Consider the following 22,201-nt stretch of genomic DNA (forward strand, 5'->3'; position numbering starts at 1 on the left):
TCACCCGTAAATGATGAGGGATTCCACTGGAACCCCCTCAGGCAGTTTCGCCCGGCCAGCAAGATCCGCGAGTTCGATCACGAATCCACACCCCACAAGCTCTCCGCCGGCCTTGGTCACCAATTCAGCCGATGCCGAGGCCGTGCCACCGGTCGCCAGCAGGTCGTCCACAAGCAACACCTTCGGGTGATCAGCCAGAGCATCAGCGTGGATCTCCAATCGATCACTGCCGTACTCCAAGGTGTAGTCGATACCGATCACCTCTCCAGGCAATTTGCCTGGCTTGCGAACCGGCACGAACCCCTTGCCTAATTGCGTTGCCAGCGCCGTTCCAACGATGAACCCCCTGGATTCGATGCCCACGATCAGATCCGGTTGCCATCGATCACACACAGCAACCAGGCGTTGGATCACCTCATGCCAACCAGCGGGGTCCCGAAGCAGGGGGGTGATGTCACGGAACAGGATTCCGGGCTTCGGAAAGTCGGGAATATCGCGAACGTACTGACGAAGATCCACGAGGTGGTGACGGAAAGGCCTCAACCCTGGCATCATCGCAGCCATGACCGATGTTTCAGTTCCGGCGGTGTCCGATCCGTCTCAACCCGAAGCCGTTCTCGGCCGACGGGCGCTCGAACGCCTGGATCTTCTGTTGCTGACTGTGGAGTCATTGGATCTCAATGGTGGGGAGGCCATGCTCTGGGCGACCCGACAACTGGGGTTTGAAACGGTCTTTCCCAATCGCGTCGAACTCTGGAAGCGCCGGTGCCACAACCCACTGAGGCGATCAACCCGCCGTGGATCGCTTGCAGCGGTTGAAACTGAAGCCCTGATCCGCATTCTCTGCGCCATGGCGGATCGTCTCTACCCACTGCTGCATCAATTGCTGTCAAGCAGGGAACCTGCAAACCTCACAGAACAACGTTGGGCTCTCCTGGATCAGCGCCTTGGAGACCTCATCGAAGAGCGCATGAACCTCCGCAGGGGAGCCATTCAGCGCCTTCTTGATGGTCAACAGGCCATGCCCCTTCAGCGCCAACTCGTGCTCACACTGGCCCTGGCTGCCGGTCCAGGTGGAGTCGATCGGCTCCGCGCCAGCCTTCTCGATCCGACCCCCTGATGGTGATGCTGAAACAGTCCTTCCGATACGACCAAACCGCTGCACGCTTGGAGGTTGAAGGTCTTCCAGACTTTTCTGCCGACCATGGCAGCAATGCGATCGGCATTCTCTCCAGTTGGAGACTCACCATGATTGGCGGCCCTGAAATGGAAGGGAAACGGGAGCACCTGGAAGCCCTCATGGCTGCGGTCATTCCCTATGCCCGTCTTCAACTGTCGGGGGTATCCAGAGTTCAAGGCCAGGATGGGGGGCCCGTGCGAATCCTCCCTCTCGAGCAAGGACATCAACTGGAACTAATCAGCAGCCGCAGTGGAGTTCCTCCTCTGACCCTTCAACTTGATGATGCGGATCTTGCAGACCTGGTGCGCTGCCTCGATGCCCTGCGTCACGACGAAAGGGTTCGCATCCAGTGGCCTCGGATCACCCATGCTCCCCTGCCGAAACGGGATCTGGCAGAGCGAACACCTTTGCTTCAACGCTTGGCGGCACCAGCACTGGGCACCGGTACGTTTTTGATTCTTGGGCTGGTCGGTCTGCTTGTGCCGATCCCCACACCCGAAACCCCGCAGACCAATCCCCAGCTCGAAAAGCAGGAGGGGCGAGCAGAGCCACCGATTAGCAATCCTTCACAAGCTGATTGAGAGCGTTGACCTGAGCAGAGAGATCCTCAGAATGATCAGATCGGATGAATGCGGGAATGGCATCAAGCTGGTCAGATCTCCGTCGTCGGGTTGCACGCATTGGGGCTTCGCTTGATGTCGTCGTCCGGAGCGATCCGGAAGTTTGCGGTCTCAGTGGTTCTGGATATCACATCACTCTTCACCACAGTGGTTATGGGGATTGCACTGTTGGCGATCTCACCTTGATCGACTGTCCCAACGAACTCGTGCTCACAGAATTTGAGCGCTGGATGCGAGGTGCCGGACACCAGGCGATGTCATGAATCCACCCAAGATCCGCCCCCTGCGCAAGGGAAAATCACCGAGAAAAGTGTTCAGTAAAGGGCGCTCCTCCCGACCGATGTCCGTCGGCAGGCAACTCTTCGAGTCCGTTCTGCTGCTCGGCTTTGGTGCGGGTGCATTCACCTTCCTGAGCTGGCTTCCCCAGAAACTCGACGCCATGGTGGTCGTGAGCGAAGCGATCGCCGACCTAATCCGGGGTCTGAGTCAGCTTGTTGAAGCAGCGCTGGGGCTTGCGGCCATCATCCTGATCGCCCTGCTGCTGGTGCTGGCGTTCGTATCGATCATCGCAGGAACCATCCGCCTCTTTAAGGGATGCAGCCGGCTCATGCGCGGAACGACAAATCCTCACGTGAAAACGAGGCGCTCAGCGTCAAAGATCAAGCGCTGAAAGGCTTGAGGAGCTCAGGGAGCAGGTGATCGAGGGGCCAGTGAACGCTGAACAATCCAAAGCTCCTCAAGTGTCAAACCACCATTCGCATCAAGATCGAAGCTGGTGAAGTTGCGGTTGAGCCAGGGCAAAGAACGACATTCCGATCGATCCAACTGACCATCGCCGTTGCGATCGGCCTGACGGAAGCGTTGCTGTAGACGCCTGCCACTGGGATGGGGCGTTGATGGTCTGAGATCTTCCAACAAAAGGAAGCCCCGAGAATCGCGCCGTTGCAATCTGCGTTCGAGGTAAGGATCACCCTTCACTTCACCAGTCTCCAAGCGCCCGTCGCCATTCACATCCCTACGAATAAACAACGCCTCCATCCGTTGCCCATAGGAGTGAACGGGCCTGGATTCAGCCCAGACCGGAAGAACCGCGAGTGGGGTGATCAGAAGCCCAAACGCCCCGATCTTCAGTGATGGCAGCGGTAAGTCCATTTCATCAGGTTATGAGCAACCTGAGGCCAGGGAGTGTCTGAGTGGTGACAGCACGCTGATCAGCTGTGACAGGGTCAATCCCTGGGCGACAGGGTGCTGATGCATCCATACGATCAGGGCATCTCTTGCAGGACTAACAACGGTGGGACGCTCCTCAATGATCTGGGTGGTCGACGATGATCCTGAGCTGCGCCAGATGGTGGGCACCTATCTGATCGATCAGGGCTACGACGTCCGCAGCCTCAGTGACGTCAAACAGCTCGAGGCGAGGCTCGAGTTCCAGCGGCCCGACCTGATCGTTCTCGATCTGATGATGCCTGGAGACGACGGTCTCACAGCCCTCCGCCGTCTACGCGACGCGGGAGACGACCTGCCAGTGGTCATGCTGACAGCCCGGGGCGAGGGCGTTGACCGCATCATCGGACTCGAACAAGGAGCTGATGACTACCTCGCCAAACCCTTTCTGCCGAGGGAACTCTCCGCGCGGATCGAAGCCGTTCTACGGCGCCGCAGTTCCCTGCCGGCCGGAACCCCCCTGGCGGAAGGTGGCGATGTGGTGTTTGGCGAGAACGTGCTCGACCTTGCAGCCCGGACTCTCACCCGCGAGGGGAAACCGGTGGTGATCACCAGCGGGGAATTCAGTCTGCTGGCATCGTTTGTTCAGCACCCACACCGTCCGTTATCAAGAGAACGGCTGATCGAGCTGGCGCGAGGGCCCGGTTGTGACACGGATAGCCGAAGCATGGACGTTCAGGTCTCGCGCGTGCGCAAACTGGTGGAACCTGACCCCACACGTCCCCGCTATTTGCAGACCGTCTGGGGCTACGGATACGTGTTTGTGCCCGATGGTCAACCCCGCTCTCGCTGACTTTCTCCCATGCCGTCTCCGTCCTGGCAGAAGCGCATCAGCTCACTGCTGGGATGGGGAAGCCTGGCCCTCGGCAGCTCGGCCTTCTGTCTGCTTGTGTTCCAAGCCCTGTTCGGACGTCAGCTGGAGCAGCTTCAGACCATTCAGCTTGGGCGCGACCTCGCCCTCAACGTCCGGCTCACAGAACTGGCCCTTGAGCGCTATCCACCCCATCTGGTGGGGGAACTGACTGGCTTGGATCTGGTCGTCACCGTGCGACCCAAAGCATCGACCTTGAATCCTTCCCCAGGCTTCAAGCGTCAGGCTGATGCACTGCAGAAGGAACTGTGTCAGCGGTTGTCCCACTGCCCGATGGTGTATCCCCAACGCGCTGCTGGGGATGAACGCAGCATCTGGATTGAGCTGATTTCCCCCTTGGAGCCCATCTGGTTGAAGGTGGATGTGCCCTCGATGATGCGTTGGCCCCCAGAGCCCACCCTGCTGGGTCTGTCACTGGTTGGAGCGGGCATCATCTGCGGTGGGCTGTTCCTGCTCGTGGAGGTTGAGGCGCCTCTGAGAAGCCTGGAGAAGGCTCTCGCCAGGGTCGGAGACGGGGGTGGACCGGATGCTGTACCGGCTCGCGGTGCACCGGAAGTGCAACGTCTCACCAAACGCTTCAATGCCATGGTGCAGCGCCTGGCCACGAGTCGCCAAGAGCGAGCCACCATGCTGGCCGGTATTGCCCATGATCTGAGGGCACCGATCACGCGCCTTCAGTTCCGGCTCTCCATGCCTCAGCTCACGGCGGAAGACCGAGAGCGCTGTGCTGGAGATCTTCAGTCCCTCGAGCGGATCACGGGGCAGTTTCTGCTGTTTGCAGGAGGCGGTGACGGTGAAGCCTCAGTCGAGGTTCCTCTCGAGCAGCTGCTGGCAGAAGTGGCCAGCAGTCATCCAGCTGATCAACTCCATCTGGATCTCACGCCTCTCTCCATGGCCGTGAAACCGGTGGCCCTCGGCAGGGCTGTTGCCAATCTCATCGACAATGCGTTCTCTTACGGAACAGCCCCTGTGGTTTTGCGCCTGCGTGACATGGACTCACGCTGCAGCATCGAAATCTGGGACCAAGGTGAAGGCATGCCAGCCAGCGAATGGGAGCAAGCGCTTCAGCCCTTTCATCGCCTCGATTCTTCCCGTGGTCAACAAGGCCACTGCGGTCTCGGGCTCGCGATCGTCTCCCACGTGGCGACTCTTCACGGGGGACGTCTGGAGTGTCTGCAGGGAGATCTCTGTTCCGACAAGCAGCCACCAGGACGCTTCGCCATTCGTCTCAGCCTTCCTTGGCCTGGGGCTCGCAACGCCCCAGCCGCACCACAAAGCTGAGAAAAACATTGGCCCTGAAGAGGTGGCCCTCGATCTCAGTCACCAATGGATGAGAGGCTTGGTCAGACCATGGCGCACAAGGACAAAGACAAGGGGAAGCACAAGGGCCACGACAAGAAAAAAGACGGTGGAGACAAGCTTCCCGATCGTGTGTTGAACAGCCTTGCCGGTAGCGAGCACGACCTTGACAGTCCGGCGGAACTCCTCGACGACTTGCTGGAAGGTCGCAATCACAAGATCGAGCGGCTGAACAAAAAGCTGTACGAAGCGGATCTGGTGAAACTCCAGACCCAGCTTGTGAAAATGCAGTATTGGATCAAAGACACCGGTTACCGGATGATCGTTCTCTTCGAAGGTCGCGATGCGGCTGGAAAAGGCGGCACGATCAAACGGCTCACAGAACCCCTGAATCCCCGAGGCTGCCGTGTCGTCGCTCTGGGAACGCCAACCGAGCGCCAGAAAACGCAATGGTATTTCCAGCGCTACGTGGAACATTTCCCGGCAGCCGGAGAAATTGTGGTGTTCGATCGCAGCTGGTACAACCGTGCCGGCGTGGAACGGGTGATGGGCTTTGCCACTCCTGAACAGGTGGAGCAATTTCTTGATGATGTGCCTGAATTCGAACGTATGTTGGTGCGGAGCGGAATCCTGCTGCTGAAGTATTGGTTTTCGGTGAGCGACACGGAACAGGAGGCCCGTTTCCAATCGCGGATCGACGACCCGACCCGACGCTGGAAACTGAGCCCCATGGACCTGGAGGCCCGCAATCGTTGGGTGGAATTCTCCCAGGCGAAAGACGCCATGTTTAACCGCACCAACATTCCGGAGGCTCCCTGGTTCACCGTTGAAGCCGACGACAAGCGCAGAGCACGCCTCAACTGCCTGCGACATGTGCTGAGCAAGGTGCCCTGGGAAGACATGACCCCACCGGCGATCGAACTTCCACCGCGGCCGGAGCAGGGCAACTACAGCCGCCCACCGATCAACGAACAGTTCTTCGTGCCCAATGCCTACCCCTACACCTAAGGAATGAAGAGGCCATTGCATGCCCCAAGACATCCCCGCGCAGGAACAGACACGCAAATGGTTCCGCAGCCATTTGCTCGGACGGGAGGTGGAATTGCAGGATCTCTATGAACTGCCGCTAGAAGAACTTGACCTCTTGATGGCCGAAACGGCTGAAATCCGCTCGGATCCTGAAAACCGAGTTCGCAGCCATGGTCGCTGGTGTACTGCAGGCTATGTACTGGAACTTGCCAGGATCATCGATGCACGACGTCTCAATGAATGAGTCATCAACTGCCATGAACTCTGTGCAACGACTCCTAGCGCTGGCGACGCTCTTGATTCTCTCCAACAGCACTGTTGTCCATGCTGGATCGGTGACCATGGGTGGCGTCAGCGAGGCCATTGCCACCAACCGTGCCCTGGCCAAGGTTCCATCAGGCAAAACCGTGACGGACACAACCTGCGAAGAGATTGGAACCGCAGGGAATTCGAGCACTTATCGCTGCACAGTCACCTGGGAGTGAGCCCGCAGCGCTGAGGTCCGGCGTTGTGTTCAGGGTCAGCCCCCACCCCGGAGCTGGGCAAACCAGAATCCCGCGAGCTGCCAACTGGACCACAAGAAGATTCCAAGGAAGAGCCAATTCACCCACGCGGGGCGGTTCTTGTTCTCAAACATCGACAAGCTGATCAGCTCCTCCATTCTGTGCAAACACCGACGGTTCAGACGGGGGAGTGAAGGGGTTGTTTGCGCTTGAGATCGTGCATCCCCTCGAGCTGCTGATGCACGGCTTTGAGCTGACGCTGAATGTGATCGCTTTGTGGCAGCGAACTCAGGGATGCCAACGCATGCTCCACGTGGTGCTTGGCATCGATCAGCAAACGGCAGTCAAGGCTTCCAGGCTCGTAACTCATGGCACTCGCGAAACTTCTTTTATTCAGCCGCAGCCTGTTGAGATCGACTGTGTCAACCACAACGCTTTCGACCTGATCAAGGCTCCAGTCGCCCTCCAGATGCCTCGATCAGATTCCATGGGCGTTCAATGCCTCCCTGAACACTCCAAACCCCAAGCTGGGCGGCTTTGGCTTCACGCTCAAAACGGGGGTAATCGAGGTCATTGCACTGCCCCAGATACCCGTCGTAGGCAAAGACAGCACCTTGCTTGAGAAGAGGTGTGGCGACATCGGCGCCAGCCTTGATCAATCGAGCCACAACCCTGCCGTACACATCCCTGGCACGCAGTTCCAGAACAACGCGGTTTCCAGGCTGAAGGGAGCGACGAAGCAGATCCGTGGCGTTTTGCGCCCAAGGTCTATGCTCGGCGAGCGGTGCCTGAATGCAAGCCAGCCTGACAGCACGACCCTCACCGTCAAGCTCAACCAGCACTTCCTGGCCGTTGTTCACCGTTAGAACCGTGACCTCCTGACGAGGATGCGGGTCTGCGGCAACCGTCGTGGTGGGGAGCAGCGAACAGAGCGTCGCTGCAGCACCAAGAAGAATGAATTCCCGGATGCGCCCTCGTCGCGAACGTGCCATCAGCTCGGTACCGCCTCAACGTCAATGAACTCTCCGGACTCCATGGCCTGTGCTGTGAGGTAGCGGAGTGTTCGATTACGGATCAACTGAACCTCAATCGCATTCCAGGTGCCACCGATCACGCACCCCACCAGCGGAACCGTTTTGGTGACCAAAGCACGTTGACTCACCCTGCGCCCGAAGACTCGCGTCATCACCCCATTGATCAAGGCGAGACTGCGCTTGTTGATCAGCTTCAACACCATCTCACGGGTGGCCGTGTGCGCAGCCTTCAACCCCAGCTCCACACCCACTTGGCTAATCACACTGGAGCCGAAAACCGGGAACAGCAACTCGTGGCGAGCGTTCTCACTCTCAAGAAATCCTGGAATCAGGAGCTCGGCGGCGCAGGCTGCAGCGAACAGCTGGGTCCGGGTTGTGACGGACAGATCCGCCAGTGCCCCAGCCACACTGAGGACGGGATTCGCAGTCAAGCCCATCGCCGCTCCCGCAGTAATCACACGCAATCGCGCATCGCTGAATGCACGTTCAGCGAGTTCATAGGTCGTGGCATCTGGATATCGGCGGCGAAGGAGATCCACTTCGCAGCGCACCTTGCTGGCATCAAAACTGATGACCCAGTCGAGTAAGTCAGCAACTGAGTTCAGCGGCAAGGCGAAAGTCCCCACACTCTTCACCTTATCGGGATTTGCAAAGCTGGGTCCTAGCGAACGAAGAGCATCTCCCGGTACGAGGGCAGGGGCCAGCGATCGTCGTCCACGAGTTCCTCCAAGGAATCCACGGCTTCACGCAACAGCTGCAGCCGGGGTAACAACACACCCGAGCAGTGGTTCATGGCCGCGGCGGTATCTCCGTTGTGCAACTGGTGCAATTCCCCTGCCAGAGCCGTTGCATGGTCGTCCATACGCCGATGCAGCTCAGCGATCTGGTGGAGATCACGGGTTTCAGGCTGAAGTCCGAGTGACTGCTGCTGTTGCAGGCTGCGTGCCAGGGCGCTCAGGTGCTTCTGAACAGCTGGGCTGATTTGCGTGCGCACCATGGAGAGGGCCACTTTGGCCTCCACTTCAATCGCGAGGGAGTACTGCTCTCCGTACACCTCATAGCGGCTCTCCATCTCCACCGATGAGATCACGCCGTGGCGCTGGAACAGGCTTCGCACCTCCTCCCGGCGCAGCACTGGCAGGGCTTCAGCGGTATTGCGGAGATTTTCCAGGCCACGATCCTCGGTCGCTTCCCGATGCCACGCGTCGGAGTAGCCATCACCGCCAAACACAGCGGCACCATGCCGATCCATGATCTGGCGAATCACCGCCGCCGCCGACTGTTCGAGACTCTGGCCAGAGCCCATTTCAGCTTCGAGGCGATCGCTGATCCATTCCAGGGAGTCAGCCAGCACGGTATTCATGGCCACGAGAGGCCCAGCGACGGACTGGCCGGAGCCAACAGCACGGAACTCAAACCTGTTTCCGGTGAAGGCAAAGGGGGAGGTGCGGTTGCGATCTCCTGCATCTTTTGGGAATTCGGGAAGGGTATCCACACCCAGACGCATCACTCCCCCATGGGAGCTGCCTGTGACCTCTCCCCGTTGAATCTGCTGGAAGACCTGCTCCAACTGCTGGCCGAGATACACGGAAATGATCGCCGGAGGGGCTTCGTTCGCACCAAGGCGATGGTCGTTGCCTGCCGTCGCCACAACCGCACGCAGCAAGGGACCATTGCAGTGCACGCCGCGGATTACGGCAGCACAGAACAACAGAAATTGAAGGTTGTCGTGGGGGGTGCGACCTGGATCCAGCAGGTTGCCCTGGGTGCTGTTGCCAACCGACCAGTTCACATGCTTTCCGGACCCGTTGATTCCAGCAAAGGGCTTTTCATGAAGCAGGCAGGTGAACCCATGACGCTTGGCGGTGCTGCGCAGGGTGGTCATGATCAGTTGCTGATGATCCGTCGCGACATTGGCGGCTTCATGAACTGGCGCGATCTCAAACTGGCCCGGTGCAACTTCGTTGTGTCGGGTCTTTGCTGGAATCCCCAGTCTGTAAAGCTGACTCTCCACGTCTTGCATGAAGACCTGCACCCTTTCCGGTATCGCACCGAAGTAGTGATCATCAAATTGCTGACCCTTGGGTGACGCCGCGCCGAACAGCGTGCGACCGGCGAGAAGAAGGTCAGGCCTGAGGGTGGCGAACTGAGTGTCCACCAGAAAATATTCCTGCTCAGCCCCACAGGAGCTGTTCACAGGAGCCACCTCTTCGTTGCCAAGGAGGCGAAGCAACCTCTTCGCCTGCCGGTTCATGGCGGCATTCGAACGGAGCAGAGGCGTTTTCTTATCAAGAGCCTCTCCTGTCCAACTCACAAACACCGTGGGAATGCAGAGCGTCACCCCGTTGGGGGTACGCATCAAATAAGCCGGACTGGTGATGTCCCAGGCCGTGTATCCACGAGCCTCGAAGGTGGAACGGATGCCTCCATTAGGGAAGGAGCTGCCATCAGGTTCACCCTGAACGAGGAGCTTGCCTGAGAACTCATGGATCGCCTGACCATCACCTTGCGGGCTGATGAAACCGTCGTGCTTCTCCGCAGTGGAGTTGGTGAGGGGATAAAAAACGTGTGCGTAGTAGTGCGCACCCTGGGACACAGCCCAGTCCTTCATCGATTGGGCCACCACATCCGCCACGGCGAGATCAAGACGCCCGCCATCACGGATCACACGACGAACCGCTTTGTAGGACTCCTTGGGCAGAGCACTTTTCATCCTTGCAAGCGTGAACACGTCGCTAGCCCAAACGTCTTCAAGGGGTTGGGCGGGCGCGCAGTCCACTGGCGTGCGCTGCTGGATGGCCTGAAGAGCAGCCAGACGGGCGGGATGGGGCATGGTGAAAACCCGCAGATCAGCGGGATGAAGCGCTTTAACTCGACGCTAAGCCGCCGACCTCCGCACAGCAGGAAGCCGAAGGCTGGTGAGCCACGAGAGCAACACCAGGAGAGATGAAGTCCAGAGGCAGGCCTGCATTCCCGAGCTGGGCGTTCCGCCGATCAGAAACACCGCACCGGACAGCAACGTTCCAACCAGACGACCAGCCGCATTGGCCATGTAGTAGAAGCCCACATTGAGGCTCACACTCTCCGCATCCGTGTAGGCCAGCACCATGTAGGAGTGAATCGAGGAGTTCATCGCAAACACAACTCCAAACGCCGCCAGCCCTCCGACGATGGCCACCGTCACATCGACCTCCCGAAGAAGGGCGATGGCGATCAGGGCGGGAATCGCCGTGAGTACCGCGCTCCAGAACTGCACGGCTGATGCACCAGGACTTTCCCGCTGTCCCCAGAGGCGACGCAGCCCGGGGGCTGTGCCCTGCACGATGCCGTAGCCGATCACCCAGAGGCCGAGAAAACCGCCAATTTCCCAGAACCCCCAGCCAAGGGAGGCTTCGAGAAACACCGGAAGAGCCACCACAAACCACACATCGCGGGCACCGAACAAAAAGAACCGGGCCGCAGAGAGAACATTGATGCCCTTGCTCTTGGAAAACAAAGACGAAAACGCTGGCTTGGCTTTCATCTTTCCGATCTCGCCCGGCAACACCAGGGTGACGAGAAAAGCCAGCGCCAGACCCGCAGCCATCCAGGCCACGGCAGCATTGAAACTCAGTGCTGTGAGCAGCACTCCTCCGAGAAAAAATCCAACCCCTTTAAGAGCATTTTTGGAACCGGTGAGAATCGCCACCCATTTGAACAACTGCTTTTCCCCCTTCTGAGCATCATCCGGCGTTTCCGGAACCACCGTTTTGATCGCACTCTTCGCGCTCATCTTGTTGAGGTCTTTGGCAATCCCACTGATCGCCTGAGCGACCATTACGTACACCACGCTCAGAAGCTTGGGCCAGGATTCCGCGACGGGAACCAGCATCAACAACGCCAAAATCTGCAGAAGCGTCCCGACCCAGAGGGTGAGCCGCAATCCATAACGCGCTCCGATCCAACCTCCATAGAGATTGGTGAGAACCCCAAAGAACTCGTAAAAGAGAAACAGAAAGGCGATCTCGAGTGTGGAGTATCCGAGCTCGTGAAAGTGAAAGACCACCAACATGCGCAAAGCGCCGTCAGTGAGCGTGAACGCCCAGTAGTTGGCGGTCACAATCCCGTACTGCTGCAGAGCGGAGAGCTTCACGCGTCCAGCCCCACCACATAGCTGGTGAGGTCGGCCATCCGGCAGCTGTAGCCCCATTCGTTGTCGTACCAGGCGAACACCTTCAACTGAGTGTCGTCAACGACCATCGTGGAGAGCGCATCAATGATTGAGCTGCGGTTGTCGTTGGTGTAGTCGCAAGACACCAACGGTCGCTCCTCGTAACCCAGGATTCCCTGCAGTGGACCGTCTGCAGCAGCTTTAAAGGCTGCATTCACCTGTTCGACCGTGACGCTCTGTTTGAGCTCAAACACCGCATCAGTCAGGGAACCGTTAAGCAGCGGTACGCGCACGGCGTGACCATTGAGCTTGCCCTTGAGCTCAGGAAAGATCATCGCGATCGCCTTGGCAGAGCCCGTGGTGGTGGGGATCAGTGAGGTGAGGCCGGAGCGGGCCCGGCGCAGATCACTCTTGAACGCATCGATCGGCACCTGGGTGTTGGTGATGTCGTGAATGGTGGTGATCATTCCGTGCTCGATGCCGAAGCTCTCGTGCACCACCTTCACCACCGGCGCGAGGCAATTGGTGGTGCAGGAGGCAGCGGTCACCAACCGGTTCCGATCGGGCTCATAGAGGTGATGGTTGATGCCGTAAACAACGTTGAGAGCTTCGGCGCCGGCGACGACACCCTTCACAGGACAAGCCACCACAACGCGCTTCAGCCCCACCTGATCGAAGTAGGGATTCAAGGTCTCCGGGGTCTTGATCTTGCCGCTGGCCTCGAGCACCATCTCCACACCGCGCTCGGCCCAGGGCACTGCGGTGGGATCTTTCTCACGCGACCAAGTCAAAGAGGAACCCTCCACAGTGAATCCCTCAGCGCTGCTGCAGATATCTCGGTCCCAGCGGCCATGCACCGAGTCAAACTCCAGAAGATGGGCAGCGGTCGCGGCATCACCGGCGGGGTCATTCACATGAACCAGCTCGATACCGGGGCGTCCCCAGAGCGCTCTGAAGACGAGGCGACCGATTCGCCCGAAGCCATTGATGCCGATCCGCATGGAGGTGTGCCGTGCATTCACCAAATAAATTTGATCAGTCGCGTGCCATCCCGCAAGTGCCTGGATCACACGAAGCGTTTCACCACCACCGCTAACGTTGATTCATAAGCCGCCTCGCCGATGCCATCCATCGAGGCCACGCAACGTTCTCTCAGTGCACCGGAGGCCTGCAGCCTTCTCAAGGCACTGTCTGACCCCCTGCGCCTCCAGGTTCTCAACCAGCTTTCCACCGGTGAGCGCTGCGTCTGCGACCTCACTAGTTCCCTCTCACTCTCCCAGTCGCGCCTGTCCTTCCACCTCAAGGTGATGAAAGACGCGGGATTACTGAGCGACCGCCAGAGCGGGCGATGGGTGTATTACAGCATTCGGCCACAAGCGCTGAATGCCTTGCAGGGTTGGATCAAAGAGCTCACCCGCTCCTGCGAAACCCCGGCCAGCAACTGCGCCGAATGAGTCCGATGGAGAGCTCCAGTGATGATGCGCGGCTGTTCTTCCCGGCTACGCAACGCAATGTGCATGCGATCGGAGACGTGCTGGCCGACGCCCTCCCTGCCGGTGGACTCATCCTCGAACTGGCGAGCGGATCGGGAGAACACGGCGTTGCCTTCCAACATCGATTTCCCAGGATCACCTGGCAATGCAGCGACCCCGACCCCGACCACTGCCGCAGCATCAGCTCCTGGATTGCTCACGCGGGGCTGACGTCTGCCATGCCACAACCTCTGGCTTTGGATGTCTGTGAACCCGACTGGGTGGGTGGTCTGCCAACAGCACCAGCCATGGTTGTGGCCGTGAACCTTCTGCATATTTCTCCATGGGAATGCACGCAGGCCCTCATGCAGGGCTCAGCTCGTCACCTGCCTCCCGGCGGTCGACTTTTGATCTACGGGCCATTTCGCGCTGAAGGGAAGCATGTGAGCGAAAGCAACCAACTGTTCGACACGTCGCTGCAGGAACGCGATTCCAGCTGGGGGGTGCGCGATCAAGAGGCAGTCATCAAGGAAGCCCAAGGAGCAGGACTGTCTCTTCAAGACATTCGCTTGATGCCATCAAACAACAGGATCATCCTTTTCGAGCGCTAAACATCGGAGCTTTGGATGGAAGGCACACTGATCCAGGGCTTGGGCTTTGTACTCGTCGTGCTGGCCTGCACGGCCAATGATTCCCTCCAGACCCTCGGGACATTCCTGGTCAGCAATCGAGGACGAACACCGCTCTGGTTGCAAGTGCTCTGGATCTGCTTGGCAACGGCAGCAATCCTGATTTTCGGATGGATCCGATATCACGGCGATCCGGCCTGGGATCGCTTGGGATCATTCCCTCCACCGGAGGCATTCAGCTGGTTTTATCTAATCCCACCGCTAACGATTGCAGTTTTGACCTGGTGGGGAGCTCCGAGTGGAACCATCCAAACCATCATTCGCCGCAAGATCAACATCCACGACATCCGATCCGCAACATTGATCGACCTTGTATTCGGAATGATTTTGTTCACCAGGGCACTCAGCATGTCGATGGTTCCCCTCAGCACCACCTGGGTGTTCCTTGGCTTACTGGCCGGTCGGGAGTTGGCGCTGGTGGCAAGACTGCATCAATCGTCGCCTGGGCAAGCCATCAAGCAGCTGGCGGGAGATCTGTTCAAAGCCAGCATCGGCGTTGGCGTGAGTCTGGCTGTGGCGTCGTCTCTGCAACTGGTCCTGATGTAGGCCTCATTGCCTAGGGGACCGGAACCACCAGCGCTCTCAAACAATCCACCAGCCCCCCCCCCCCCCCGGAGTATCCATAAAGCACCCCCAGAGTCACCGCTGAGTTGCCCTGCAGCCACTCCGAGCTAAGATCAGATCATTCAGCCGTCCCGATGCATGGCCGTCCCCCGGGAAAACCAGGTGAAGCTGACGGTCTCCGTTCCGCCGAGCCTTCACGTCTTGTTGCGCAGCTGGGCTCTCTGCGAGGGGCGAGAACTCACCAGTGTTGTTTTGCAGTGCGTTGAATTGTCGGTACGCCAACTGAAAAGCAACGGGTCCATCCCTGCTGGTGCGATCCGCAATTACGAGATGGCGTGCGAAGAGCGCCTCACCGCCGGAGGAGCGCTGTCATGACTTTGAAGCAAGCCACCCTTGAGCAGGCCTTGTTGGCCCCGTGCATGGAGGCGGTGATCGCCGTGACCGAGCGGTATCAGTTTCTGGAGGATCACCAGGGTGCACGCGTTTTCACCGCTTACCGGGAGATCGACCACGTGATCAAGCTCGGCTTCAGTGAAGACCTCCAGGGACAAACCTTCGACCTGGAGAATCGCGGATTTCAAATACTGGAAGCGAGGGAGGGAACCCGACGGGAACATCGCCTGCTGATGCTCACTTTGAAGGAAATCGGCTACGCGCCCCACTACAACAATGAGTACTTCCAGGCTTCAAAAGGACTGCTACGCCATCTCAGAAATCTGGGATGGCCCCTCGGCGAGCTTGCTCAACTGCTCAAGAGCCAACGCACGCATTAATCACGCCGACGACGGCGGATTCCGCGACCGATGAAATCACAATCCAAGGGGGAGAGTTCACCGGTTCGGCAAGCTTGATCCAGCACGGCCTGCCGCTGCGATGGAGTCTGGGCATCGTGCTTTTCAAGAACATCCCTCACCGCGGGTGTGATCAGGCGCTGGCGCTGAAGCTCATCCAAGCTTTGGGCCCACGCAATCGCGCTCCAACCATGAGCGTCAGTACTGATCAGCACCCCCACCATCAGCAGCAGCCGGCGCAAGCGCATCAGCATCTCGCCACGGGTCAGAAGGTCTCTCCGATGCCTGGACCGTACCAACCGTCTGGCCAGAAATCATCGTCGTAATCCACACTCCACTGATTCTTGGGAATCGGTCCCGATGACGGTTGGGTGCCATCCAGGCAGCCATCCGCCGTGGTGAAACCACTGGAAAACGCTTCACAGGTCACAGGGTCCTGCTGCGCCAGGGCTGGCATCACCTGAAGAGCGGCGGCCAAAACCACAACGACCATGCGCATGCCCGATCTCATCACTGCTGCGATTCTGATAGGCATCAGGTCCAGGTGAGTTGTGTTTGCAACTCCAGACCTGCCCAACGCTGGAGGGCACCCCACGACCGAACCCGCTGCTCGATCCAGTGATGACCGGCACTGTTGAGGTGGATCCCGTCGGGCTCAATCCAGCCAAGCCAACCCGGCTCTGCCAGCATGGCCGCGTGGAGAGGCAAAAAAGGAACATCCACCTCGAGACAGGCCTCTTCAATCTGAGCTTCATGCACAGCGATGTCGTGGTTGCTGTACCAGAGGCAGTCGGCAAACGGCATCACCTGTTCATCCACTGCCGAGAGGCCAAGTACAAACACCTGAGTACGCGCTGTCATGGCGTGCAGCAACTGTTCGTACCCGAAGCGCAGGGCCTGAGCATCGAGCGGCTGCCGGCCGTCGGCACGACCAACCCTGGCTGAATCGTTGAGCCCCACGGCCAGCAGCAAAGCCTTCGGCTGTTGACGTCGAAGCTCACCACGACAAGCCCACTCCGCTTCCCATCGTTGCGACACCGACTCCAGACCGTCACCACGAATCCCCAGTGGGTAGATCACCGGTGCATCGGGCAGCGCCATCCAGGCACGCCGTAAGCGCTCGCACCAGCCGCCACCCTCGGTGTCTCCCCAGCCGACCACGCCACTGTCACCAATCACCACCAGTTGACGCGGATGGCGCATGGATTCCGTCGCTCATATCGGGTGATCAGCTTTGCAGCCTGCGGGTCCGGCATTGATCGCTGAACCACTCCCCGAGCAGGGTGATCAGGGCATAAGCCCCAATCAACACCACAACTGCATCCCAGTGAAAGGAGCTGAGCGATTCCAGCAACTGCCAACCCAGTCCACTGCCACCGATCAGGCCCACCACAACGGTCTCCCGCAGAATCACATCCGTGCGATAGGCCCCATAAGCCAGATACCCAGGGCTGCGCGGCGTGAACAGGCCGTAGAGCCAGCCGAGCCGTGCTGACGCTCCAGAGGTGGCCATGGCCTGTTGTTGATCAACAGACTGCTGCTCCAGTTCTTCGCGCAACAGGCGTCCCATCACCCCGCCGTTGTGCAATCCAAGCGCCAGCGCACCGATCGCAAGGGTTGGACGGTTGCTGAGCAGCAGAAGCAACACAGTGAGCGGTGGGGGGATGAGACGCAGCAGCGCCCAAACAGGATTGAGAGCCACCTGCCAAAACCGCGAGGGGGCCAGCAACATCGCCAGTGGAGGGAGACCAATCGCAATCCCAGCAGCCAGCACGGTGAGCAGGAGCGTCTCAACAATCAGCGGCAACCAGGGAATCTCCGCAGCTGCTTGCGTGAGACCGCGCCAGTCCGGCAGCGCCAGTCCTTGCCAGACGACAGTGCCGGAATCCGGGAGCAGCACCTGCAGCCAGAGGCGTCCTGCGATCCCCGCCGCAATGGTTCCCGCAAGGAAGAGACACAGGCGTCGCTGGCCAGCCTGGGCCTTGCGAGTTTGACGTCGCCAAAGCGTGAGCAGCAGCTCGAGAGCAACACTGAGGAGTCCCAGCATCCACAGCCCACTCCAGAGCTCTCTGAACTGAAGCGACTGCAGGCTGAGCTGCAGATCAGTGCCCAGGCCTCCCAGACCAAAAACGCCCAAAAGCGTGGCACTGCGCAAGGCACACTCCAGGCGGTAGCCGCCATAACTCATCAACACGGTGCCCATCGCGGGAGACAGTGCCGTGAAACAGGCTGCCAAGGGGGGGGCACCACCCTGCAACAGAGCCTGAAGCCTGGATGGATCAAGCGCCTCCAGCTGATCACGCCACACGCGAGCCACCAGGGCCGCATAGGGAATCGTGATCGCTGCGACCGCCACCGAAGGATGCAAGCCAAGAACCTGCAGGAGCAGCAGTCCCCAGATCAGTTCATGCACCGATCGAGGCAGGGCCAGGGTGCGACGAAGAATCATTGCTGGCCAGGTTGGCCAATTCCACGTTTGCAACAGCCGTTCTGAGGCACAACAGCCAAGCAGCACCCCAAGAACCAAGCTGAGGCTCCAGCCAGCCAGAGCCATCGCCAGCGTGACCTGCAGCGCACTAAACAGAGCTGTGAGCAGCGCTGGGTCCAGGGATGGATGCACTGCTGCCGCGAGAAATGTCAACAAGATCTCCACGCCGCCGGCATGAAGTCCGGCGACAACGGTGATCAACACCGGCAGCAAGGCCAGAGCTGGCAGCAGTGCGAGCGCGGGTGCACTGGGTCGGGCCAACGCCATCACAGTGCGTAGAGATCCTCAAGTTCTGCAGGCGTCACAGCGGTCGCTGGAGCGTCGATGCGCAAACGTCCATCGCGCAGGGCGAGGACTCGATCAAAACGATGGATCAAATCCGGGCGATGCAGCGACACCACCACCGCTTGCGCACCATGGATCAGGGAGCCATCGGCGTTCTTCTCCAGAATGCGATCGAGCACTTCAGCGGCAATGGCTGGATCCAGGCTGGCCAAGGGCTCATCAGCCAAAAGCAGAGACGGTTGTTGCCGGAACAACCGGGCCAGAGCAACCCGTTGCCGTTGACCACCCGACAGTTGCTGGACGGGGCGATCCAGACCTTCGGGAGCCAGAACCTGAGGATCCAATCCAGCCTGACGCAAGCACTGAAAACAAGGTGCTGCACCGATGGTGAACAGAAGATTCGCCAGCGCCCAGGGCAGTCCACGCCGGCCCAGCACGCCGGCATTGATGTTCTGGCCAACACTGAGCTCCTCAATCAAGCGCAGGTCCTGCCAAAGGGTGCCGATTTCACAGCGCTGACGGCGCGTGCGCTGCCGAAGACTCTTGCCGCGCCAGAGGACCGTTCCCTGGTGCGGAGTCAGGCTGCCATTGATCACGGAAATCAGTGAGCTCTTTCCGGCACCGCTGGGCCCCAGAAGGGCCACGCGCTCACCGCGATGGATGCGCAACGACAGGTTGTAGAGCCGGTCTCTCCGAGAGCCGGCCAACCGCACCTGTTCAAGCTGGAGCAGAGAACTCAACGAATCTTGCCGAGCTGGCGACCCACCGTCTCGATCGGCTTGTACTGGCTGGCCTCGGCGGGAATGAAGCGCTTGGTAGCAAACAGTTCAAGAATCGTGGCCTGGCGAGGGGTGGATGGCTGAATGGCCAGAATCGCCTTCTGCAGGCGCGTTGTGAATCCCGAACCAAAGCGTTGATCCAGATCAGGGCGTGCCACCCAGTGGTAATCCACATACTCAGGGGTTCGCCAGATCACGCGCACCTTGTCGGTGTTCACCCGCCCCTGCTTGAGCGCCGACGTCCACACCTGCTCGTTCAGGGCACCTGCCTGGTAGGCCCCGCTTTGCACCAAGGCGATGGTGGCGTCATGACTGCCACTGAAGCCGGCCCGTCCCCCACTGAACTGACTGGGTGAGACGCCGGCTTTCGCCAGGAAATGCTGGGGCATCAACCGTCCAGACGTTGAACTCTCCGAGCCAAAGGTGAATCGCTTTCCGCGCAGACTGGTGAGACCGTTAATCGACTGAATCGGCTGAAGATCCGCTGAGGTATTGGCAATGAACACACTGCGGAAGCGGGCGTCAATATCCCTCTGCGCCAAAACCTTGGCCCCAGGCGTCTGCAGCCGCGCCTGAACACCGGTCAAACCTCCAAACCACACCAGATCGAGGCCTCCGGTCCGAAAGGCACTCACAGCGGCCGGGTAGTTGCTGACGGGTACGTAGCGAACGGTCACCTTCAGACGATCGCTGAGCTCATCGGCAAGCTGTCCGTAGAGACGATTCAAACGCTCGGGGTTCTGATCAGGGATGGCGCCGACGCGCAGAGCCGGTTTGGCAATCGACGGCAGAACCGACACCCCCTGGCAGAGAAGCAATGCCAATAAGGCGACGGCCCCACGTTCTCGACTGGGCATGGGTGAGCTGGAATGAAAAGGGAAGAGCAGCAAGCTGCAGGCGTTAACCAGCCTTGAGCAAGCGGTTGAGGCGATGCAAGCCATCAGTGATCGTCTCACGCGACACCGCACAAGACAGTCGAATGCAGCGGTCATCACCGAAGGCCGCGCCAGGAACGATCGCCAACCCTTCCTCTTCAAGGGCCCTGCGGCAGAAGTTCATGGAATCGCCACAACCGTCAGGCAGCTGAGGGAATGCATAGAACGCGCCTTGGGGCGGCACCAAGGTGATTCCGTCCATCGCCTGCAGGCCTGACACGAGAAAGGATCGGCGGCGGTTGTAGCTCTCAGCCATCGTCTGAACGCAGTCCCGAGGACCCGTTAGCGCAGCAACAGCCCCCTGTTGGGCAAAACTGCAGACATTGCTGGTGCTCTGGCTCTGGAGTGCCGAAGCCGCTTTGATCACGGATTCGGGCCCGCTGAGATACCCCAAGCGCCAGCCGGTCATCGCCCACCCCTTGGCGAAGCCGTTCACCATGAAGCAGCGGTCTTGCAGATCAGGAGCAAGGGAGGCAAAGCTGTGGTGGGTGACGCCGTCGTCGAGGAGGTACTCATAGATCTCGTCGCTCATGACCACGAGCCGCGGGTGACGACGCATTAACTCCGCAATCGACAGAAGTTCATCGCGGCTGAGCACCCGGCCTGTGGGATTGCCAGGAGAATTGATGACCAGCACCCGCGAGGCCGGCGTGATCGCGGCGTCAAGCGCATGGAGATCAAGGCGGAAGCCGTCGGCGGCCGACGACGGAACCGCAACCGGACGGGCACCAGCGAGGCGGGAAATCTCCGGATAACTGAGCCAGTACGGCGCAGGAATCAACACCTCGTCGCCTGGGTTCAGCAGAACCTGGAACAGGTTGTAGATCGCCTGCTTCCCGCCGTTGGTGACCAGAACCTCGGCCGCTGACGTTGGAATTCCGTTCTCGCTGGTGATCTTGTTGGCGATCAGCTCACGCAGATGGGGATCCCCGGCGGCAGGACCGTAACGGGTCATGCCGTTTCTCAAAGCCTCAACGGAAGCCTCCACGATGAAATCGGGAGTATCGAAATCAGGCTCACCGGCGCTGAGGCTGCAGATGTCGCGACCCTCCTGCTGCAGGGCCTTGGCCCGAGCGCTGATCGCCAGCGTGAGCGAAGGCTGCAGGGCTTCGGCCCGGCTGGATAGAGAGAGCGGGCGTGACATCGGCTCGGCACCCCTCCAGTGGATGCGCAGGTACGAAAGTTCTCATCCTGCCTGATGTGGTGTCACAGACAACCAAGCACGGATGCAAAAGGGCCGTCCTCCCAGGGAGCAGCATGGAGAGATGCACAGCTCAAAGCCCTCTGTCAGCTGGGTCCTGGCCGCGCGTGACCCTCACAAGCTGGCGATTTTTTATGCAGGACTTCTTCAGACCGAAGCCCAAACGGGACTGGCGGACCACCACTGGATCGTTCCCTTGCCGTCGGGAGGGTCGCTGCAGATCTACACGCCCTCTAGGCATCGGCCCTGGCCGGCCTCAGGCGCTGTGCTGGCACCTTGTCTGCAGCGGGTCACCTGCCACAACCCCCTTGAAGACCTTCGCTGCTGGAGAGCTGAGGTCCTCGCCATGGGCGGATCCAGCCCGGAGGAACCCCGCCAGGAATCCTTCGGCGCAGAGTGCTGGTTAACGGATCCCGAGGGGCAGCGCTTTTTGCTTCTGGTCACGCAAGCAAAGGAACCAACCGAGGAGGCGATGTGAACACGCTCGACGCCTTGAAAAGCCAATGTGCAGCTTGCCAGTGCTGTGATCTCGCGTATCACAGGCATCAGGTTGTGGTCGGTAGAGGGAATCCAGGGGCCGATCTGATGCTGATCGGCGAAGCACCCGGAGCCGACGAGGACAGCCAAGGGCTTCCCTTCGTTGGCCGCTCAGGCCGCCTTCTCAGTGAACTCCTCGAGGCAGCAGAACTGGATGAAGAGCAAGACCTCCACATCTGCAATGTGATCAAGTGCAGGCCACCCAACAATCGAAAGCCCACGTCCAACGAAATCAAGCAGTGCAGACCCTGGCTGGAGGAACAGATTGCCTTGGTGAATCCTTCCTTGGTGCTCTTGGCAGGGGCGACGGCCCTGCAGGCGTTGCTGGGGATCAAAAGTGGAATCAGCAAGCTGAGAGGCCAATGGCATGAGCAGGAGGGCAAGGCCTTCATGCCGGTGTTCCATCCCTCCTATCTCCTGCGATTTGGATCGCGGGAAGAGGGTTCTCCCCGTGCCCTCACCCTCCAGGATTTTCAGGAGGCGAAACGCAGGCTCAGCGCACTGAGGGGATAGTTATGCGATGGTTTGGCCAAGGTCCCTGAACGAT

Annotated in this window: 31 protein-coding genes; 16 read left to right on the forward strand and 15 right to left on the reverse strand. The window is 59.6% G+C overall.

The window, feature by feature from the left end:
- Positions 1-519 carry an adenine phosphoribosyltransferase gene (locus SynBMKMC1_RS07985; protein ID WP_255486099.1) on the reverse strand — a complete coding sequence of 173 codons (519 nt, stop codon included), beginning with the start codon at positions 517-519 and terminating at the stop codon, positions 1-3.
- A 43-nt stretch (positions 520-562) separates the two neighbouring features.
- Here SynBMKMC1_RS07985 and SynBMKMC1_RS07990 point away from each other — a divergent pair, with 43 nt between their 5' ends.
- Genes SynBMKMC1_RS07990 through SynBMKMC1_RS08005 form a run of 4 tightly spaced genes read left to right on the forward strand, consistent with a single transcriptional unit; the run spans position 563 to position 2,470 of the window.
- Positions 563-1,120, forward strand: coding sequence for a DUF3038 domain-containing protein (locus tag SynBMKMC1_RS07990; RefSeq protein ID WP_186471344.1), 558 nt, complete (start codon positions 563-565; stop codon positions 1,118-1,120).
- Between the two features lie 5 nt (positions 1,121-1,125).
- The gene (locus tag SynBMKMC1_RS07995; RefSeq protein ID WP_186471345.1) at positions 1,126-1,761 is read left to right on the forward strand and encodes a DUF4335 domain-containing protein; all 636 of its coding nucleotides are present in this window, start codon (positions 1,126-1,128) and stop codon (positions 1,759-1,761) included.
- A gap of 56 nt (positions 1,762-1,817) precedes the next feature.
- Positions 1,818-2,063, forward strand: coding sequence for a hypothetical protein (locus tag SynBMKMC1_RS08000; protein WP_186471346.1), 246 nt, complete (start codon positions 1,818-1,820; stop codon positions 2,061-2,063).
- A complete protein-coding gene (locus SynBMKMC1_RS08005; RefSeq protein ID WP_255486100.1) occupies positions 2,060-2,470 on the forward strand; it encodes a hypothetical protein in 411 nt (136 codons plus the stop codon). The genes SynBMKMC1_RS08000 and SynBMKMC1_RS08005 overlap by 4 nt, the downstream gene beginning before the upstream one ends.
- A gap of 14 nt (positions 2,471-2,484) precedes the next feature.
- Here the strand turns inward: SynBMKMC1_RS08005 and SynBMKMC1_RS08010 are convergent, their stop codons facing one another.
- A complete protein-coding gene (locus tag SynBMKMC1_RS08010; protein ID WP_186471347.1) occupies positions 2,485-2,952 on the reverse strand; it encodes an EF-hand domain-containing protein in 468 nt (155 codons plus the stop codon).
- Between the two features lie 157 nt (positions 2,953-3,109).
- Here SynBMKMC1_RS08010 and SynBMKMC1_RS08015 point away from each other — a divergent pair, with 157 nt between their 5' ends.
- The 5 genes from SynBMKMC1_RS08015 to SynBMKMC1_RS08035 all read left to right on the forward strand — a co-directional run bounded on the left by SynBMKMC1_RS08015 (position 3,110) and on the right by SynBMKMC1_RS08035 (position 6,711).
- Positions 3,110-3,820, forward strand: a complete 711-nt coding sequence (locus SynBMKMC1_RS08015) for a response regulator (RefSeq protein ID WP_041428534.1) — start codon at positions 3,110-3,112, stop codon at positions 3,818-3,820.
- Positions 3,821-3,829: 9 nt separating this feature from the next.
- Positions 3,830-5,179 carry an ATP-binding protein gene (locus SynBMKMC1_RS08020; RefSeq protein WP_186471348.1) on the forward strand — a complete coding sequence of 450 codons (1,350 nt, stop codon included), beginning with the start codon at positions 3,830-3,832 and terminating at the stop codon, positions 5,177-5,179.
- Positions 5,180-5,248: 69 nt separating this feature from the next.
- Positions 5,249-6,205 carry a polyphosphate kinase 2 gene (gene ppk2 / locus SynBMKMC1_RS08025; protein WP_011933355.1) on the forward strand — a complete coding sequence of 319 codons (957 nt, stop codon included), beginning with the start codon at positions 5,249-5,251 and terminating at the stop codon, positions 6,203-6,205.
- 19 nt (positions 6,206-6,224) lie between these two features.
- Positions 6,225-6,470: a hypothetical protein gene (locus SynBMKMC1_RS08030; RefSeq protein ID WP_186471349.1), complete on the forward strand. Its 246-nt coding sequence runs from the start codon at positions 6,225-6,227 to the stop codon at positions 6,468-6,470.
- 13 nt (positions 6,471-6,483) lie between these two features.
- Positions 6,484-6,711, forward strand: a complete 228-nt coding sequence (locus SynBMKMC1_RS08035; RefSeq protein ID WP_186471350.1) for a hypothetical protein — start codon at positions 6,484-6,486, stop codon at positions 6,709-6,711.
- A gap of 196 nt (positions 6,712-6,907) precedes the next feature.
- Here SynBMKMC1_RS08035 and SynBMKMC1_RS08040 read toward each other — a convergent pair whose 3' ends face one another.
- Genes SynBMKMC1_RS08040 through SynBMKMC1_RS08065 form a run of 6 tightly spaced genes read right to left on the reverse strand, consistent with a single transcriptional unit; the run spans position 6,908 to position 12,914 of the window.
- Complete coding sequence (locus SynBMKMC1_RS08040; RefSeq protein ID WP_370593909.1) at positions 6,908-7,159, reverse strand: hypothetical protein; 252 nt, start codon at positions 7,157-7,159, stop codon at positions 6,908-6,910.
- Between the two features lie 16 nt (positions 7,160-7,175).
- Positions 7,176-7,721 (reverse strand): thermonuclease family protein, encoded by a 546-nt coding sequence (locus SynBMKMC1_RS08045; RefSeq protein ID WP_186471351.1) that lies wholly within the window; start codon positions 7,719-7,721, stop codon positions 7,176-7,178.
- On the reverse strand, positions 7,721-8,374 hold the full coding sequence (locus SynBMKMC1_RS08050; protein WP_255486101.1) for a hypothetical protein: 654 nt from the start codon (positions 8,372-8,374) through the stop codon (positions 7,721-7,723). Before SynBMKMC1_RS08050 ends, SynBMKMC1_RS08045 begins: the two co-directional genes overlap by 1 nt.
- A 50-nt stretch (positions 8,375-8,424) precedes the next feature.
- A complete protein-coding gene (locus tag SynBMKMC1_RS08055; RefSeq protein ID WP_186471352.1) occupies positions 8,425-10,596 on the reverse strand; it encodes a glutamine synthetase III in 2,172 nt (723 codons plus the stop codon).
- A 45-nt stretch (positions 10,597-10,641) separates the two neighbouring features.
- Entirely contained in the window at positions 10,642-11,895 is a 1,254-nt protein-coding gene (gene arsJ / locus SynBMKMC1_RS08060; protein WP_186471353.1) for an organoarsenical effux MFS transporter ArsJ, read from the reverse strand.
- Entirely contained in the window at positions 11,892-12,914 is a 1,023-nt protein-coding gene (locus SynBMKMC1_RS08065; RefSeq protein ID WP_186473383.1) for an ArsJ-associated glyceraldehyde-3-phosphate dehydrogenase, read from the reverse strand. The genes arsJ and SynBMKMC1_RS08065 overlap by 4 nt, the downstream gene beginning before the upstream one ends.
- 120 nt (positions 12,915-13,034) lie before the next feature.
- Here SynBMKMC1_RS08065 and SynBMKMC1_RS08070 point away from each other — a divergent pair, with 120 nt between their 5' ends.
- The 5 genes from SynBMKMC1_RS08070 to SynBMKMC1_RS08090 all read left to right on the forward strand — a co-directional run bounded on the left by SynBMKMC1_RS08070 (position 13,035) and on the right by SynBMKMC1_RS08090 (position 15,411).
- Positions 13,035-13,367 carry a helix-turn-helix transcriptional regulator gene (locus SynBMKMC1_RS08070; RefSeq protein WP_186471354.1) on the forward strand — a complete coding sequence of 111 codons (333 nt, stop codon included), beginning with the start codon at positions 13,035-13,037 and terminating at the stop codon, positions 13,365-13,367.
- Positions 13,368-13,372: 5 nt separating this feature from the next.
- The gene (locus tag SynBMKMC1_RS08075; protein WP_186471355.1) at positions 13,373-13,996 is read left to right on the forward strand and encodes a DUF938 domain-containing protein; all 624 of its coding nucleotides are present in this window, start codon (positions 13,373-13,375) and stop codon (positions 13,994-13,996) included.
- A gap of 15 nt (positions 13,997-14,011) precedes the next feature.
- Positions 14,012-14,620: a DUF2878 family protein gene (locus tag SynBMKMC1_RS08080; protein WP_186471356.1), complete on the forward strand. Its 609-nt coding sequence runs from the start codon at positions 14,012-14,014 to the stop codon at positions 14,618-14,620.
- Between the two features lie 156 nt (positions 14,621-14,776).
- The gene (locus SynBMKMC1_RS08085) at positions 14,777-15,013 is read left to right on the forward strand and encodes a hypothetical protein (protein ID WP_006041641.1); all 237 of its coding nucleotides are present in this window, start codon (positions 14,777-14,779) and stop codon (positions 15,011-15,013) included.
- Positions 15,010-15,411 carry a hypothetical protein gene (locus tag SynBMKMC1_RS08090; protein ID WP_186471357.1) on the forward strand — a complete coding sequence of 134 codons (402 nt, stop codon included), beginning with the start codon at positions 15,010-15,012 and terminating at the stop codon, positions 15,409-15,411. Before SynBMKMC1_RS08085 ends, SynBMKMC1_RS08090 begins: the two co-directional genes overlap by 4 nt.
- Here the strand turns inward: SynBMKMC1_RS08090 and SynBMKMC1_RS08095 are convergent.
- From SynBMKMC1_RS08095 to SynBMKMC1_RS08125, 7 genes are read right to left on the reverse strand one after another with little or no spacing between them, the layout of a single operon-like run.
- Positions 15,408-15,683, reverse strand: coding sequence for a hypothetical protein (locus SynBMKMC1_RS08095; protein WP_186471358.1), 276 nt, complete (start codon positions 15,681-15,683; stop codon positions 15,408-15,410). The genes SynBMKMC1_RS08090 and SynBMKMC1_RS08095 overlap by 4 nt on opposite strands.
- 11 nt (positions 15,684-15,694) lie before the next feature.
- Positions 15,695-15,928, reverse strand: coding sequence for a hypothetical protein (locus SynBMKMC1_RS08100; protein ID WP_186471359.1), 234 nt, complete (start codon positions 15,926-15,928; stop codon positions 15,695-15,697).
- A 35-nt stretch (positions 15,929-15,963) separates the two neighbouring features.
- Positions 15,964-16,632, reverse strand: coding sequence for a GDSL-type esterase/lipase family protein (locus tag SynBMKMC1_RS08105; protein WP_186471360.1), 669 nt, complete (start codon positions 16,630-16,632; stop codon positions 15,964-15,966).
- 25 nt (positions 16,633-16,657) lie between these two features.
- Positions 16,658-18,184: an ABC transporter permease gene (locus tag SynBMKMC1_RS08110; protein WP_186471361.1), complete on the reverse strand. Its 1,527-nt coding sequence runs from the start codon at positions 18,182-18,184 to the stop codon at positions 16,658-16,660.
- Positions 18,184-18,942, reverse strand: a complete 759-nt coding sequence (locus tag SynBMKMC1_RS08115) for a phosphonate ABC transporter ATP-binding protein (protein WP_186471362.1) — start codon at positions 18,940-18,942, stop codon at positions 18,184-18,186. Before SynBMKMC1_RS08115 ends, SynBMKMC1_RS08110 begins: the two co-directional genes overlap by 1 nt.
- On the reverse strand, positions 18,939-19,838 hold the full coding sequence (locus tag SynBMKMC1_RS08120; RefSeq protein ID WP_186471363.1) for a putative selenate ABC transporter substrate-binding protein: 900 nt from the start codon (positions 19,836-19,838) through the stop codon (positions 18,939-18,941). Before SynBMKMC1_RS08120 ends, SynBMKMC1_RS08115 begins: the two co-directional genes overlap by 4 nt.
- A gap of 43 nt (positions 19,839-19,881) precedes the next feature.
- Entirely contained in the window at positions 19,882-21,060 is a 1,179-nt protein-coding gene (locus tag SynBMKMC1_RS08125; protein ID WP_186471364.1) for a pyridoxal phosphate-dependent aminotransferase, read from the reverse strand.
- Positions 21,061-21,181: 121 nt separating this feature from the next.
- On the opposite strand from SynBMKMC1_RS08125, the gene SynBMKMC1_RS08130 reads away from it, so the two are divergent.
- Complete coding sequence (locus SynBMKMC1_RS08130) at positions 21,182-21,595, forward strand: VOC family protein (RefSeq protein WP_255486103.1); 414 nt, start codon at positions 21,182-21,184, stop codon at positions 21,593-21,595.
- A complete protein-coding gene (locus tag SynBMKMC1_RS08135; protein WP_186471366.1) occupies positions 21,592-22,167 on the forward strand; it encodes a uracil-DNA glycosylase in 576 nt (191 codons plus the stop codon). Before SynBMKMC1_RS08130 ends, SynBMKMC1_RS08135 begins: the two co-directional genes overlap by 4 nt.
- Positions 22,168-22,201: the final 34 nt, after the last annotated feature.

It is taken from the genome of Synechococcus sp. BMK-MC-1, assembly GCF_014279955.1.
Classification (GTDB): domain Bacteria; phylum Cyanobacteriota; class Cyanobacteriia; order PCC-6307; family Cyanobiaceae; genus Synechococcus_C.